The sequence below is a fragment of the Roseibium sp. LAB1 genome, from assembly GCF_054658235.1.
The window spans coordinates 445,860-460,200 of record NZ_BAAGIB010000003.1; the positions used below are offsets into that span (position 1 = coordinate 445,860).

Consider the following 14,341-nt stretch of genomic DNA (forward strand, 5'->3'; position numbering starts at 1 on the left):
CGACATGTCTAGGTTGTCGGTATGGTGCCCCCGTCAATGACGTATTCGGTGCCGGTGATCGTGGCCGCGCGGTCGGACGCCACGAACGCAATCAGGTTCGCGACTTCTTCCGGTTTTGTCGGGCGACCGATCGGGATTCCGCCAAGCGCATCCATAATCATCTTCTTGCCGCCCTCGTAATCGGTGCCGGCCTGTTTGGCGAGACGGTCGGCAAGGCGCACCGACGCTTCCGTCTCAATCCACCCGGGCGATACACGCAGCACACGCACACCCCTTGGCGAGACTTCTTTAGACAGGGCCTTGCTATAGGTGGACAGCGCTGCCTTCGCCGCCGCATAGGCGGTCGTGGATTCAGGCAGCGGCAGCTCCCTCTGGATCGATGAAACGTGGATGACGACACCACTTCCCCGTTCAACCATGTCCGGAACCAGTTTCCGGTCCAGGCGTACGGCAGGAAAGAGATTGAGATAGAGCTCGTTATGCCACTCGGCGTCCGTCAGGGCGACATACCCGCCACCTGGAGCAGAGGAACCGCCGAGCATATGAACAATGATGTCCACGCCTCCGAGCCGTTCCCGGACGGCGGCAACAAGGGCATCGCAGCCTTCGGTCGTGGTCAGGTCTGCCGCGACGAACTGAACGCCATCTTCAAGCGTGTCCGGCCTGGTGCGCGCGCTTGTCAGCACCTCGGCCCCGAGTTCCCGGAATAGCCTGACTGTCGCGGCTCCGGCGCCTCGTGTTCCGGACGTTACAAGCGCCCGTTTGCCTTCAAGACTGAGGAACTGGGTCATGGCAGGATCTCCAGTTCAGCAATCTTCTCTCCCTTCAGGCGGAAATAATACCGCAGGTCGACCGGGCTGCCGGGGAAGTTTCCGACAACGTGGCCCGTCACCACCGTGCGGTCTCCTTCCATTTCGATTGCGAAAGGCTCGACCGTGTAGGAGTACTTGCTTGACGCGTCCGCCTTCCACTGTCGGATCGCCGTGCGTCCCGAATTCACGTTTTGCTCGTCCATGACGACCGCGTCTTCGCTGAAACACTCAGCGACGGCGTCGGCATTCCTGTTTCCGTCAGCCTCGAAATAGGCAGCAATCGGTCCTGGTAACCGGATGTCCATCTCACATCTCCGTTTCTGGTGATGGTCCAGCCGGATCAGTGGGGTGTTCCGGCGTCGATGGTCGAAATATATGTCTGGACGTTAATCTCGATAATTGGGATAAAGCTGGATGTAACATTACGAAAAACGGGACAATGTCACGACAGATCCTGGGAGAACTTGAAGCGGTCCTGGCCATCGCCAATCGAGGGTCTTTCCGCGCAGCGGCGCTCGAACTCGGGCTGTCGACGACGGCGCTCAGCAACCTGATTGGCAAGATAGAACGGCAACTCGGCGTTCGCCTGTTCAATCGCACAACGCGAAGTGTCTCGTTGACGGATGCCGGTCGAACCTTCGTCGAACAGGTGTCGCCTGCACTGCGGGATATCCAGGACGCAATGGCAGCCGTGCGATCGCAACAGGACACACCATCCGGGACTTTGCGCATCAATGCTTTCGCAACAGCTGCCCGGGAAGTGTTTGCGCCGCTCGTTCTGGCGTTCCTGCAGCGCTATCCCCAGGTTCACATCGATCTCGTCACCGAAGGCCGGATCGTCGACATCGTCGCCGAAGGGTTCGATCTGGGCATCCGAACCGCCGACCTGGTGCCGAGCGACATGATCGCTGTCCCGCTGGGTGCGCCTCGCAGCTTTGCCGTGGTTGCCACTCCCGCCTATCTCGAAAAGCATGGGAGTCCGAGCGTGCCACCAGATCTTCTGACACACCAATGCATTCGTGTCCGGCTGCCGAACGGTGCGCTTTATCGCTGGCATTTCGAGAAGGATGGCAACGCCCTTCTGATCGACGCGGAGGGGCCGATTACACTTGATGAGGCTTCGCTTGCACGAATTGCCGTTCTCGACGGAATCGGGATTGGCTTCTTCATGGAGGCCGACGTATGCGACGACATCGCCGCCGGCAGGCTCACCCGTGTCCTGCAGGACTGGACCCCACCGACAACACCGCTCAGCCTCTATTACCCGGGGCGCAAAAATCCATCTGCTGCATTCCGGGCATTCGTCGATATGGCAAGAGATCACGGTCGGGCCGCGACGCGCCGTATATTGCCTAGCGACAACCGTTGATCCTGAAACGGATATGAATGGAAGTTGGAATGCCGCCGAATGCAATTGATCGCGACGGTTCTCAGCTAATGTCAGATGCTGCGCGATCCACGAACGTCCGGTTTCGACGGATTATGAATTACCGATTGCAGCTTCGATGTAAGCGTTTTGCGCATGAAGCAGAAACGCTTTTGCCGGTGTCGCGACGCAGGCTGGGTGCCGCATGGCATCGTCCGACAATTCCTGGCCACGCGTTACCGGAGGACATGGCACAAAAAGAACGTCCTCCCTGCAGCGATTCAAACTGGCGGCCTCGATGCGGCATTTCCGGAAGGCGTCCACTCCTGCCGTATTCAGGTCAGAGGGCCAGCAGTCGGTTATGATCAGATCCGCGTCTTCAATTGCGCGAATGTCGTCGGTCGTACCACATGAACCCCGTGCCTGTTCAGTCGCCTCGAACCCTTCAGGAGTGATCTGGAGCACTTCGATGCCCAGCACATGTGCCGCCTCGAACCATGACGAAGCAATGTTGCCGGCGGGCCCAACCATGGCGACGCGCAATCCCTTCCACGACCCGCGGACGGACAGGACATAGGAGAGGTCTCCGAGCACTTCGCAAGGATGGTTGTCGTTGGTCCGCAGGTTCATCGCCGGGGCCTTAAGCGCATCGGCAAAGGACTTCAGCTTGGATAGCCGCGGCGTGCGCACGGCCATCAGGTCAAACCAGTTGTCCATGTATCCGGCGATATCCTCGACCGCTTCTGCCCCTTCCAATCTCGCTGAGACGGAAACACAGGTGCCACCCATCGCCGCCACACCAATAGCAAGCGCCGTCGGATTCCGCCAGCCGGGCAACTCCTCGATCATTCCGACGCGCCGACCCAGCAAAGCCTGAGGCATCGTTCGAACTTCCCAATGTGCCTGAAGCTGACAAGCTCTGGTGGCCAGCTCTTCAAACAATTGGGCATCGATATCTGCGAGCGATAGAAGATCAGGTGTTTTCAAGTTCCATTGTCTCCGATACATCCACCAGCACGAGCGTTTGTCGATGCTTAAGTGCAACTAGCCAGTCGCGCAATTCCCTAAGCTCCGGTGGCAAAGCGGCAATTTTATTTCATGCGGTCGAGGTCCAACCGGAGCCCATAAAAGCTCCATGGCTCCGCTTGAATGAGGGGCGGCTCAAAAGGTCAGTAAAGCCGACTGGTTTCGTCCGCACTATGGTCGTCTTGAACCTCATCAAGCGTTTGTTCTCGGTGGACCGTCGCGACGATCCATTCCGCGAGCGTCGGGGCGGATTTGCGTGCTGGCCAACGGTCCGGGTGCCAGAGGCGCGACCTGATCATGGCTTTTGAGCAATGCATGAACGCCTCTTCCACGTCGATCACCAGCACCAACAGAGGTTCCTTACCATTAACTGCATGCCGCTTGCTGATGCTTGCATCCCTCACGATACGGGCCTTGCCTGCAACGCGCAGGGTGTCCCCATGTCCGGGGACAATGAACAACAGCGCTATATTGGGGTCTTCAAGCAGGTTGTGAAACCCGTCGACCCGGTGGTTGCCTAGCCGATCAGGTATTATCAGGGTCTTGTCGTCATAGACTTCGATAAAACCCGAAGGATCTCCCTTGGGCGAGACGTCAATCAACCCTTCTGAAGACTTGGTGGCGACGATAACGAAAGGGCAGTGCTCAATGAACTTGCGAGCGACATCATTGAGCCGATCACTCACCTTGAGGAAGGTGTTTACAAAGCCCTGCGTTGGGAGCAACTCCCGCAAGCGTTCAACTGATTGGATTTGTTCCTCGACTTCAAGCATGGCAATTCTTCTCCCTTCTTACGGGGAGCCTATATCACCCGGTATGGTCAGCAAAGTGGACGCTTGGCTGTGTCTTTCAACATCAGTTGTGCCCGCAGTTCTGACCTCGCAAACCTCCTGTCGCAGTGTCCGCGATTGAGAAGCGCGAATTGCAGCTGCGATGGCCGATTCATCGGCTGTCAGTAAGAGGCCTGCAGCATCCCGTGATAGTCGTCGGCGGTTGCGTCAATGGGGTTGGTCTTGTGGCTGTGGTCGGCCAATGCACCCGCAATGATGCGGTCGAAGAGATCTTGCGGAACACCCAGCTCCGACAGGCTGACTGGTAACCCGATGGCAGCAGTCATCTCCTTGATGGCCGCTCCGACATCCGTTCCGGAAGCCAGACCCATGGCGTTGGCCATCCGGGCATATTTGTCTTCGCTGACTGACGTCGGGGCTGCCTTGTTGAAATCCAGAACCGCAGGCATGAACACCGCGTTCAAGGTGCCGTGGTGCAGCTTCGGATTGAGGCCGCCGAGCGCATGACTGAGGCTGTGCACACAGCCCAGGCCTTTTTGAAAGGCCATCGCGCCCATGGTTGCGGCAATTGCCATGTTGGCGCGGGCGTCCTTGTCATCCGGTGTTTCTGTCGCCTTGCGGATATTCGCCCAGGCGCGGCGCAGTCCTTCAAGTGCGATGCCGTCTGCCGGCGGATTGAAGGACGGGGCAAGATACGTCTCGATGCAGTGGGAGATAGCGTCCATTCCGGTGGCTGCAGTCAAAACGGGTGGCAGCGTCATGGTCAATTCGGGATCGACAATGGCGGCTTTCGGGACGAGGAAGGGAGACAGTAATCCGACTTTCCGGCCATCATCCAGTATGACGATCGCCCCGCGTCCAACCTCGCTACCGGTGCCCGATGTTGTTGGAATGGCGATGGTCGGCCAGGTCTTGGCCGTGATTTTTTGAAGGCCGCCCTCGATGACCGCATAGGTCTTCAGGGTGCCGCCATGTGCGGCGAGGATGGCAACTGCCTTTGCAAGGTCGATGGCTGATCCGCCGCCAATGGCGATAATCCCGTCGGCTTCGACCTCTTTGAACAGATCCGTCGCGACACGAACGGCCGCCTCGTTCGGGTTGCCGGGGGTCTCGTCGTAAACGCCTGCCGGCGCCTCGCCGAGGACGGCTTCAATCCTGTCGAGATACCCGAGATTACGAACACCCTTGTCTGTCACGACGAGCGGGCGCGAAATTCCGGCGAGCGCCAGCTCTTCTTTCAACGTGGCAAGTTCGCCAAAACCAAACTGGACACGGGTTACGTAATTGATCAGAGGCATGTCGCTCCCTTTATCGATATGTCCAAATGGAAACTGATCCGGGGTGAAGGCAGACCATTTGGGCGACTGTCTTTGGTTCGCCGCAAGATAAACTCTAAATGTGACCTGTAAATCCACTCTCTTTCAAATTGGGTATATTGAGCAGGAAATTGACGCTTGCCGCAAAGCCATCGCAAGGACAGGCAGGTTTTGCGTGCAAAAGCCGAAACAGATGCCAGGAGTTGGTCGTACAGCTGCGCTCACATATCAATCTGGATTGGCGTCCGGTCCGGTTGTCTTCAAGCGCTTGTCGTGATGATCGAACCAGGTGCCGGTCATCCTCTCCTGATCATCGATCAGGCGTGAGCTTCCCACCGACATTCGATCGGTGAAGGGCACAGGTAGGGGCTAAGACAAGGCTTAGCCCCCATTCAGTCCGTTGAAGCCAGTATCACGCAGGGACAGACGGGTATTTCATGCCGGCGACTTCTTGCATCAGCCGGATGACCTGGGTGCTATAACCCGCCTCGTTATCGTACCAGACGTAAAGAACGAGGCGGTCGCCGTCGACGATCGTAGCCTGGCTGTCCACCACACCGGCATGAGTGGAACCGACCAGATCGGATGAAACCAGCTCGGTCGAAGAGGTATAATCGATCTGGTCCTGCATCGGTGATTGTACGGAAACCCCCCGCAGGTAGTTGTTCATTTCCGCAGCCGTCGTCTCGCGCTTGAGGTTCAGGTTGAGGATGGCCATGGAGACATTGGGGATCGGCACCCGCACCGCGTTGCCGGTCAGCTTGCCCTTCATTTCCGGCAGGCACTTTGCGACGGCGCTGGCCGCGCCCGTGCTCGTCAGCACCATGTTCAGAGGAGCGGACCGGCCACGGCGATCCCCGCTGTGGTAGTTGTCGATCAGGTTCTGGTCGTTGGTGAAGGCGTGGATGGTTTCCACGTGGCCGTTTTCGATCCCGAACTCGTCGTTGATCACCTTCAGCACCGGCGTGATGGCGTTGGTGGTGCAGGAGGCCGCGCTCAGGATCCTGTCGTTCGCCGAGATGTCACCATGGTTCACGCCATAGACGATATTCTTGATGCTGCCCTTGCCCGGCGCGGTCAGGATCACCTTCGCTGCGCCCGGACATTTCAGGTGCTGGCCAAGACCATCCTCGTCGCGCCAGATGCCCGTGTTGTCGACCACCAGCGCATTGCGGATGCCGTATTTGGTGTAATCGACCTCGGCAGGAGAGTTGGCGTAGATCACCTGGATGTAGTTGCCGTTGGCGATGATCGCATTCTGCTCTTCGTCAACGGTGATGGATCCGCTGAAAGCGCCGTGGACGGAGTCCCGTCGCAGCAGGCTGGAACGTTTCTTCAGATCGCCGGCCTTGCCGCCGCGCACGACAATCGCGCGCAGGCGCATCTTGTTGCCGGCACCGACGCGTTCGATCAGCATGCGGGCAAGGAGACGTCCAATGCGCCCGAAGCCATAGAGAACGACGTCCTGCGGTTCCTGCAGGATGGAGGTCTTGCCGGTGTTGATGCTGGCAAGCTGTTTCTCGAGAAAGCTCTTAACGTCACCGCCTTCTTCCATGTAGCCGTGGCACAGCTTGCCGAGGTCGACGCGCGAGGCGGCCAGGTCCATCTCCAGCATTGCCTTGACGATTTCGAGGCTCTTGGTGACGTCCAGTTCCTGACCGGTGATCTGCAGGGCATAGCGGTGTGCCTTGAGGATCTCGATGGCGGAGTTGTTCAGAAGACGCCGGCCGAAAATCCGGATGTTGATGCCGTAGTCACGGTAGAGATGACCAACCAGCGGGATCATCTGCTCAGCGGCGGACTGTTGTTCCTTCCAGTTATCGAAGTGATTATCCATAGCCGCCATACCCAACAACTCCCTTATGGTCCATTCAGCGCACTCAGTGGCAAGTCTTCAGCCTGCGCTGGGTGTTTAGCTCTTGGGGAAACGCAATGTCCATAAGCAGTTTTAAGACTAATCGATTGAAATTTGAGAAAGTGCTTTGTGTCGCATCCTGGCTGCCGGGCGCGTTACATCGGGAACCTTTTGGATGACCGGAAGTCGACGCCGAGAGACTTGGCTTGATCGCAAAAATGCAGAGCATATCTTGGTAATTGGCGGCCGCCGCCGGGTGTTTTGTTGACGTAAGTCCTTGGCTTCAAGCAGACCTTCGGTCAACTCGAAACAAATGGCCGTTTCGCACACTCTTTTGATCCTGGATTAACTTGCAACTACGGCAGATTTCAAAACCAGCTCGAGAGCTGCAGAACGACTGACTTGGGGAGCGGGGCGGTTATTTGTGCAGACAGCATCGGAAGCCCGATTTGCGCTCACTTAGGCGAGCGCTCGTGAGATCTGCCGAGCCTGTTGGAAACAATACGCTCTAATTTGGGATGGAGCCCGCGATGAGCCTGGCGATCTCGTCCCGTTGTTCCGCCGTATAGATGGCTCCGGGCGTGATCGCGAAGCTGGGCGAAAGGTCCAGACGCGCGACGAACGCCTCGACGGCAACATCCGCCACCTCTCGGGCGGGTTCCAATCCGCTTGGCAGACCGTCTGCGACGGGGGTGTCGGAGGAAAGGGCTGTTGCAGCCAGGGTATGCAGGACCTCGGGCGCATCGATCAGGGGCAAGGCCTTGAGCATGAAGACGAGGCTGTCCGGCCCGGCCTGGGGGATTTCAGTCAGGAGATCGGTTCGCGCCTCATCGTTCCCCAAAGCCGAAAGCGCGAGCCGGGCTGCAACGGCCGCCGGGGCCGTGGGCTCCTGCGGTTGCGCCTTGACCAGGCGGGTGCCGGACAGGTGAGCGGTGAGTGCATCCTCTGATCCGGGCGCCAATGCCCCCAGCAGCAAGACGCCCCCTTCCGCATCTGGTGCCTCGAGAGCCGCCGTCACCGATGTTCGAAGCTGCTCGGCAATGGTGCCCGAAGGTGGGCCATTGGCCAACACGAATTTCAACGCCGCGGCGCTGGCGCGAGCGCGCAGATCAGGATCAGGATCGCCGATATAGGGTAATACGGGCGCCAGGGCCTCCGCACCACCGACGGCTGCCAACAGATCCACCAGGTCCGATTTCTCGTCGGCGGTCTCTGCCGCAGCCAAACGAGCGGCCAGGGGTGCCACGGCGGCCGGTCCTGCCTCCACCAGAGCGTCCGAGGGACCACCAGCCAACGCGGCTTCGATATCCGCCTCAAGGTTCATGTCGTCTGCCATAGTGCTTCCTGCAAGCCAGGTGAACAGAAACACCCCAGCGATGTATCTGGCCAAGTTATGGTGTCGAGCCATTATGTTCCCGACGGATTGATGATGTTGGCCTGAGCGCGCGAAATGAGCTGCCCCGTTCGCACCGCTCCGCTTGCGATCAGGTGCGTTGCAGTGCCGCTGTGCGGCCCGATCCCGCGCAGGTGAATGGTCTCGTGCGCCAGGGTTTCAGCATGGGTTGAGCCAGTGATGGTGTCTTGCATCAGGCAGTTCTTTTCGCCCGCCAAAGTTCCGGCACGGGTGTTGTTGATCGCAGGGGTCGCATCTTGCTCATACTCCCATACAAAGAACACGTTGAAGTCTGCGGCCGCGTCGGCGAAGGCCGTGACATCGTCCCATTCATGTTCAGCGGCTGCCACGCCCGCCAGGTGGCTGGAAAATCGCACTGTGGCTCCCAGGTTCTGTGGAACCGTTATAGTGCGTGCGCTCTTTCTGTACATCCGCACGTTGGCCTGGGTGTCCAGCAGACGATTGACGCCCCGTATCAGGGTGTTGAGGTCGCCAATGCTGCGGTTTGTTTTGTGGCCGGCGTTGTCTTTGACATAGTGGAACGCCGTATTGATCTTGACCTCGGTCTTGACCGAGATTTCGAGTATGTCGCTGTTCGGGACCGGGCCCGCAAATCCGGCGTTGGGTACAAAGCGAATGAACCCCTTGCCTGCCTTAAGTCCCCTGATCGTCAGATGATGATCGGCGCCGACACGGCGATAGGTGATCCTGGCAATGTCGTTGGGGGTCAGTTCGGGAATCAGGGCTCCTGCCCCCCGCACGACAAGTGTGCGTGGCCACCCCTTCGGGACCATTTGCCACTTGGGTGATACTGAGGCGTCGAAGCCGAACATGGGTATACGAGGTGCGAAGACAATTGGCATACGTCAAGTTCCAAATCGACTATGGTGCTATCAATGCTTGCAGCAGGCATATCTTTCTTGTGCTTTGCAGTTCACAAGAATTGGCGCATCACAGGGCTGTTTTTGAAAATAATTATTGTGAATAGTGGATCTAATTTCGCGATAATGCAAGAGGTGCCTCTAGGGCATTTGAAAAAAACATACGCAGCGCATCAAGTAAAATTCTGGCCTGCAGGTGGTCATCTCTTGAGTTTGTGAACGACTGCAAAGCCAGCCTTTCTGCGACTTGTCGTGATTGCGGCGAACATCAGCTTTCTAGGGGGCTGTCAGATAAGGCTGAATGACCGGCTTTCTGGCTCGAAGCAGTCGTGAAAGTGCTGGCGGGTCCTGCATTCCCGGCATTCCCCGTATTCCGTGCAGTTCCCTCATTTTCCGATTTGATTGCCGTATTTTTATGCGATGGGCATTTGCGAGTCGTTTATGCCTATTTTTTAGACTGCGGGGCGTGACCTGTTTAAAAAGTAGGCAGAAAAACTGCCTGAAAAGCCGTCATCGCAATTGTGCCACAAAGTCGGCTCCGACGAATTTTGCACTGCAAAACCGCAGGATTCCGCGAAAGATTATCCCCAAAAGCCAAGTTGGCACGGTCCTTGATTAGTAAGGGCCGACACCGACCCGGAGCCACAGCATGTGGTGACGCCGAAGACCTGAGAAGATCCTTCCAGAGGGGGACAGAACCAGGCGCAGTTTCCGGGGTGGTTGGCCGAGCTTCTTCGACGGGAAGGGGCGCTAAGAAGGGGAATGGAACGAGCAATGAAAATAGTGATGGCCATCATCAAGCCGTTCAAGCTCGACGAAGTGCGCGATGCCTTGACCAGCATCGGCATCCAGGGGCTGACGGTGACTGAAGTGAAAGGCTATGGCCGCCAGAAGGGGCACACCGAAATCTATCGCGGCACCGAATATGCCGTCAGCTTCCTGCCGAAGCTGAAGATTGAAGTCGCTGTGGATGCCGCCTCCGTCGACAAGGTCGTCGAAGTGATTTCCGGCGCCGCCAAGACCGGCCAGATCGGGGATGGGAAGATCTTCGTCCATTCGATCGATCAGGTCGTGCGCATCCGTACCGGCGAAACCGACGCCGAAGCTCTTTGATTTAGGTAAGGAAACGTATCATGAAAAAACTTGTCGCTAAGGGCGCGACGTCGCTGGCCCTGCTGAGCCTCACGGCTCTGCCGGTGCTCGCGCAGGACGCAACGGCTGCACCGGAAGTGCCGGCGGTCTCGCCGGAAGTCGCCTACATCTTCAACACGCTGCTTTTCCTCATCGGTGGGTTCCTCGTCATGTGGATGGCTGCCGGCTTTGCAATGCTGGAAGCCGGTCTCGTCCGCTCCAAGAACGTGTCGATGCAGTGCCTGAAGAACATCACGCTTTACGCCATTGCGGGTCTGATGTTCTGGATCACCGGTTACAACCTGATGTACACCGGCGTTGACGGCGGTTTCATGGGCTCCTTCGGCCCGTATGCGTTTGACGCCGTCGGCGGCGACGCACTCGACACCGGTTACTCCACCGCCTCCGACTGGTTCTTCCAGATGGTGTTCTGTGCGACCACCGCCTCGATCGTTTCCGGCACGCTTGCCGAGCGCATCAAGCTGTGGCCGTTCCTGGCTTTCACCGTTGTCCTGACGGGCATCATCTACCCGATCACCGGTTCCTGGGAATGGGGCGGCGGCTGGCTCAACGGCGAAGCCGTGAAGGCTATCGGCGGCGCTGAGTTCTCCGATTTCGCCGGTTCTACGCTCGTTCACTCCGTTGGTGGCTGGGCTGCTCTGGCCGGTGCTGTCATCCTGGGTGCCCGGAAGGGCAAATACGGTGCGGACGGCTCCGTTCATCCGTTCCCGGGTTCCTCCATGCCGCTGGCAACGCTCGGTACGTTCATCCTGTGGCTGGGCTGGTTCGGCTTCAACGGTGCTTCCCAGCTTGCCATGGGCACCATCGGTGACGTCTCCGACATCTCCCGCATCTTCGCCAACACCAACATGGCTGCTGCCGCCGGTGTCGTTGTCGCGGTCATCCTCACCCAGATCCTCTACAAGAAGGTCGACGTTACCATGGCTCTGAACGGCGCCCTGGCAGGTCTGGTTGCCATCACGGCAGAGCCGCTGGCGCCGAGCGTGTGGGTCTCCGTCTTCGTTGGCGGTGTCGGCGGTGTGATCGTGGTCTTCGCGGTTCCGATGCTCGACAAGCTGAAAATCGACGACGTCGTCGGCGCTATCCCGGTTCACCTGCTGGCAGGTATCTGGGGCACGCTGATCGTCCCGCTCTCCAACTCCGACGCTTCCTACGTCACCCAGCTGATCGGTATCATCTCCATCGGTGCCTTCACCCTGGTCGTGAGCTCCGTGATCTGGTTCGTCCTCAAGGCCACCATGGGTATCCGGGTGTCCGAGGAAGAAGAAGCTCTGGGTCTCGACAAGGTCGAAATCGGTGTCGAAGCCTATCCGGAATTCGGAACCGGCTCCGGACGCCTGTAAGGCTGGCGTTCGAAAAAATCTCCCAGGCGGTCTATTGGCTCAGACCGCAAACTTGGAAGCCCGGGGGAAACCCCGGGCTCTTTTTTTGATCAAATCCCATTCGCTTTCCATTTTGCCAAAAAAATAATCGAATGATTAGAAAATAATCCGACAATCAATCCCGATCCCATGGCGCCCTTTGCCTTACGATTAAAAATTCGGCTGATTTCCGCGTCTTTTTTGATCGCTTGCCCGTTTGGCATGCAGTTTGAATGCTCAGCGCTCCGAAACGCAAAAACAAACGGCAAATTGCCTATCTGGGGGTCAAAATGAATCAAACCGGGGTCGGGGCGGACGTCTTTTTCGTCCTTGTTGGAGCCATTCTCGTCTTCGCCATGCATGGCGGGTTCGCTTTTCTGGAAGTCGGCACCGTTCGGCAGAAGAACCAGGTCAACGCGCTGGTAAAAATCCTTGTCGATTTCGCGTTATCGACGGTGGCGTATTTCTTTGTCGGATATGCCGTTGCCTATGGCGCCACCTTTCTGGTGAATGCGGCGACCTTGTCCGGAGGCGGTGAAGGGTTTGAGCTTCAGGGCCTGACGCTGGTCAAGTTCTTCTTCCTGACCACATTTGCAGCGGCGATTCCGGCGATCATCTCCGGCGGTATCGCGGAGCGCATGAAGTTCTGGCCGCAATGCCTGGCCACTGTGGCGCTGGTCGGAATCGTCTATCCGCTGTTCGAAGGCCTGGTCTGGAACGGAAATTTCGGTTTCCAGGGCTGGCTGGAAGCGACGTTCGGTGCGCCGTTCCATGATTTTGCCGGTTCTGTCGTGGTCCACGCCGTGGGTGGCTGGATCGCGCTTGGCGCCGTTCTGCTGCTCGGCGCCCGTATGGGCCGCTACGACCGCAACGGCCGACCCATCGGCATTCCGCCGTCCTCTCTGCCGTGGCTTGCCATGGGCTCGTGGATGCTCTGCGTCGGATGGTTCGGCTTCAACGTGATGACGGCCGCGTCGCTGGAGAGCGTTTCCGGGCTGGTGGCGATCAATTCGTTGATGGCCATGGTCGGCGGTATTCTCGTGGCGCTGGTGGTTGGCCGGAACGATCCGGGGTTCGTCCACAACGGAGCGCTGGCCGGCCTCGTGGCCGTCTGTGCCGGGTCGGACGTCATGCATCCTGTCGGCAGCCTGATCGTTGGCGGTGTGGCCGGCGGTGTCTTCGTGACCGGTTTCGAGATTTGCCAGAACAAGCTGAAGATCGACGATGTGCTGGGTGTCTGGCCTCTGCATGGCATCTGTGGCGCCTGGGGCGGCATTGCGGCCGGTTTCTTCGGGCTGGAGGCGCTTGGCGGTCTCGGCGGTGTCTCTCCCGTCTCGCAGGTCATCGGCACGGTGCTGGGTGCTGCCTATGCCCTGGGTGCGGGTCTTGCCGTTTACGGAGCCCTGAAAGCAACCATGGGCCTCAGGCTGTCTCAGGAAGACGAGCACCGCGGCGCGGATCTTTCGATCCACAAGATCAGCGCCAATCCGGAGCACGATCTCGGACGGTAAGCTGACCGGCAGTGCGCCTGTCAAAGGCGCACTGGTCTTTCATGGCAATCCGAAGGAAACGGACTGCATGCGGTCTTGAACCTCCGGATTTGACCGGGTGTTGGCTGACGTCGGATCCAGCAGACGATCAGGCTCAGGCGGCAGTGCTTTCGCTGCGCAGCAGGACGGCAAGGTTGTCGTGGCTGTCGACCACGCGGTGGGCACCCGCGCCGAGCAATTGGTCTGCATGACCGTCATGGCAGTGGCCGCCACCGACGAAGCCCCACACGGTCATGCCAGCGGCAAGGCCCGCCTTCACGCCGTTGACACTGTCCTCCACCACGAGCGCTTGCTTGGGGTCAATGCCCAGTTTGTCTGCCGCGAACAGGAACAGGTCCGGCGCGGGTTTGCCGTTGGCAACCTGCTCGCCGGAATAGATATGGGGCTCGAAATAGGGGGAGAGCCCGGTGTGCTGCAATTTGTGGGTCAGCCGGTGCAGGCGTGAGGAGGACGCAACGGCGCGCGGGCCGTCATGGGCAGCCAGAAGCTGCTTGATGCCTTTGATTTCCGCCAGCTCCCGGTCGATCCGCTCCTGGGTGGCGGCATCCAGCTCCGGTCCGAAGGTTTCCGGCAACGGACCCTTGCCGAGCGTCCGGTAGTCCCGGTCGAGCGCAGCCCAGAAATCCGTGCTGCCGAGGCCCTGGAACCGGTCCATATACTCATGAAGCTCGTATTTGAGGCCGATTCGGGCCAGATGTTCGCGTTCGACATCGACATAGATGATCTCCGAATCCACCAGAACACCGTCACAGTCGAACAGGATCGCTTCAAATGTCATGGATGTCGGGCCTTTCGGGTCGTTCCGGAAACTTGGGGCGGGGATGCCGGTCTTCAAGAC

At 58.7% G+C, this 14,341-nt stretch carries 13 protein-coding genes; 4 read left to right on the top strand and 9 right to left on the bottom strand.

Annotated elements, in window-relative coordinates; translation table 11 throughout:
- Positions 1 to 8: 8 nt before the first annotated feature.
- Positions 9 to 791, bottom strand: a complete 783-nt coding sequence (locus tag ACYQ54_RS20090; protein ID WP_460085736.1) for an SDR family oxidoreductase — start codon at positions 789 to 791, stop codon at positions 9 to 11.
- Positions 788 to 1,117, bottom strand: a complete 330-nt coding sequence (locus ACYQ54_RS20095) for a nuclear transport factor 2 family protein (protein ID WP_460085738.1) — start codon at positions 1,115 to 1,117, stop codon at positions 788 to 790. The genes ACYQ54_RS20090 and ACYQ54_RS20095 overlap by 4 nt, the downstream gene beginning before the upstream one ends.
- A 134-nt stretch (positions 1,118 to 1,251) precedes the next feature.
- Here ACYQ54_RS20095 and ACYQ54_RS20100 point away from each other — a divergent pair, with 134 nt between their 5' ends.
- Positions 1,252 to 2,181: a LysR family transcriptional regulator gene (locus ACYQ54_RS20100; protein WP_460085740.1), complete on the top strand. Its 930-nt coding sequence runs from the start codon at positions 1,252 to 1,254 to the stop codon at positions 2,179 to 2,181.
- A 111-nt stretch (positions 2,182 to 2,292) separates the two neighbouring features.
- Here the strand turns inward: ACYQ54_RS20100 and ACYQ54_RS20105 are convergent, their stop codons facing one another.
- From ACYQ54_RS20105 to ACYQ54_RS20130, 6 genes are all read right to left on the bottom strand, one after another.
- Positions 2,293 to 3,165, bottom strand: coding sequence for an ornithine carbamoyltransferase (locus ACYQ54_RS20105; protein WP_460085741.1), 873 nt, complete (start codon positions 3,163 to 3,165; stop codon positions 2,293 to 2,295).
- 182 nt (positions 3,166 to 3,347) lie between these two features.
- Entirely contained in the window at positions 3,348 to 3,977 is a 630-nt protein-coding gene (locus tag ACYQ54_RS20110) for an MSMEG_1061 family FMN-dependent PPOX-type flavoprotein (RefSeq protein ID WP_460085743.1), read from the bottom strand.
- A gap of 179 nt (positions 3,978 to 4,156) precedes the next feature.
- Positions 4,157 to 5,293 carry an iron-containing alcohol dehydrogenase gene (locus ACYQ54_RS20115; RefSeq protein WP_460085745.1) on the bottom strand — a complete coding sequence of 379 codons (1,137 nt, stop codon included), beginning with the start codon at positions 5,291 to 5,293 and terminating at the stop codon, positions 4,157 to 4,159.
- A 430-nt stretch (positions 5,294 to 5,723) separates the two neighbouring features.
- Positions 5,724 to 7,157 (bottom strand): glyceraldehyde-3-phosphate dehydrogenase, encoded by a 1,434-nt coding sequence (locus tag ACYQ54_RS20120; RefSeq protein ID WP_460085746.1) that lies wholly within the window; start codon positions 7,155 to 7,157, stop codon positions 5,724 to 5,726.
- Between the two features lie 517 nt (positions 7,158 to 7,674).
- Positions 7,675 to 8,502 (bottom strand): hypothetical protein, encoded by an 828-nt coding sequence (locus tag ACYQ54_RS20125; RefSeq protein WP_460085747.1) that lies wholly within the window; start codon positions 8,500 to 8,502, stop codon positions 7,675 to 7,677.
- Positions 8,503 to 8,573: 71 nt separating this feature from the next.
- Entirely contained in the window at positions 8,574 to 9,422 is an 849-nt protein-coding gene (locus tag ACYQ54_RS20130) for a hypothetical protein (RefSeq protein ID WP_460085749.1), read from the bottom strand.
- A gap of 792 nt (positions 9,423 to 10,214) precedes the next feature.
- Between ACYQ54_RS20130 and ACYQ54_RS20135 the strand changes: the two genes are divergently transcribed.
- The 3 genes from ACYQ54_RS20135 to ACYQ54_RS20145 all read left to right on the top strand — a co-directional run bounded on the left by ACYQ54_RS20135 (position 10,215) and on the right by ACYQ54_RS20145 (position 13,464).
- Entirely contained in the window at positions 10,215 to 10,553 is a 339-nt protein-coding gene (locus ACYQ54_RS20135) for a P-II family nitrogen regulator (RefSeq protein WP_006938248.1), read from the top strand.
- Positions 10,554 to 10,573: 20 nt separating this feature from the next.
- A complete protein-coding gene (locus ACYQ54_RS20140; protein ID WP_460085750.1) occupies positions 10,574 to 11,935 on the top strand; it encodes an ammonium transporter family protein in 1,362 nt (453 codons plus the stop codon).
- 308 nt (positions 11,936 to 12,243) lie between these two features.
- Complete coding sequence (locus ACYQ54_RS20145) at positions 12,244 to 13,464, top strand: ammonium transporter (protein WP_460085752.1); 1,221 nt, start codon at positions 12,244 to 12,246, stop codon at positions 13,462 to 13,464.
- A gap of 133 nt (positions 13,465 to 13,597) precedes the next feature.
- On the opposite strand, the gene ACYQ54_RS20150 is transcribed toward ACYQ54_RS20145, so the two are convergent.
- Entirely contained in the window at positions 13,598 to 14,281 is a 684-nt protein-coding gene (locus ACYQ54_RS20150) for an HAD family hydrolase (RefSeq protein WP_460085754.1), read from the bottom strand.
- Positions 14,282 to 14,341 lie beyond the last annotated feature (60 nt).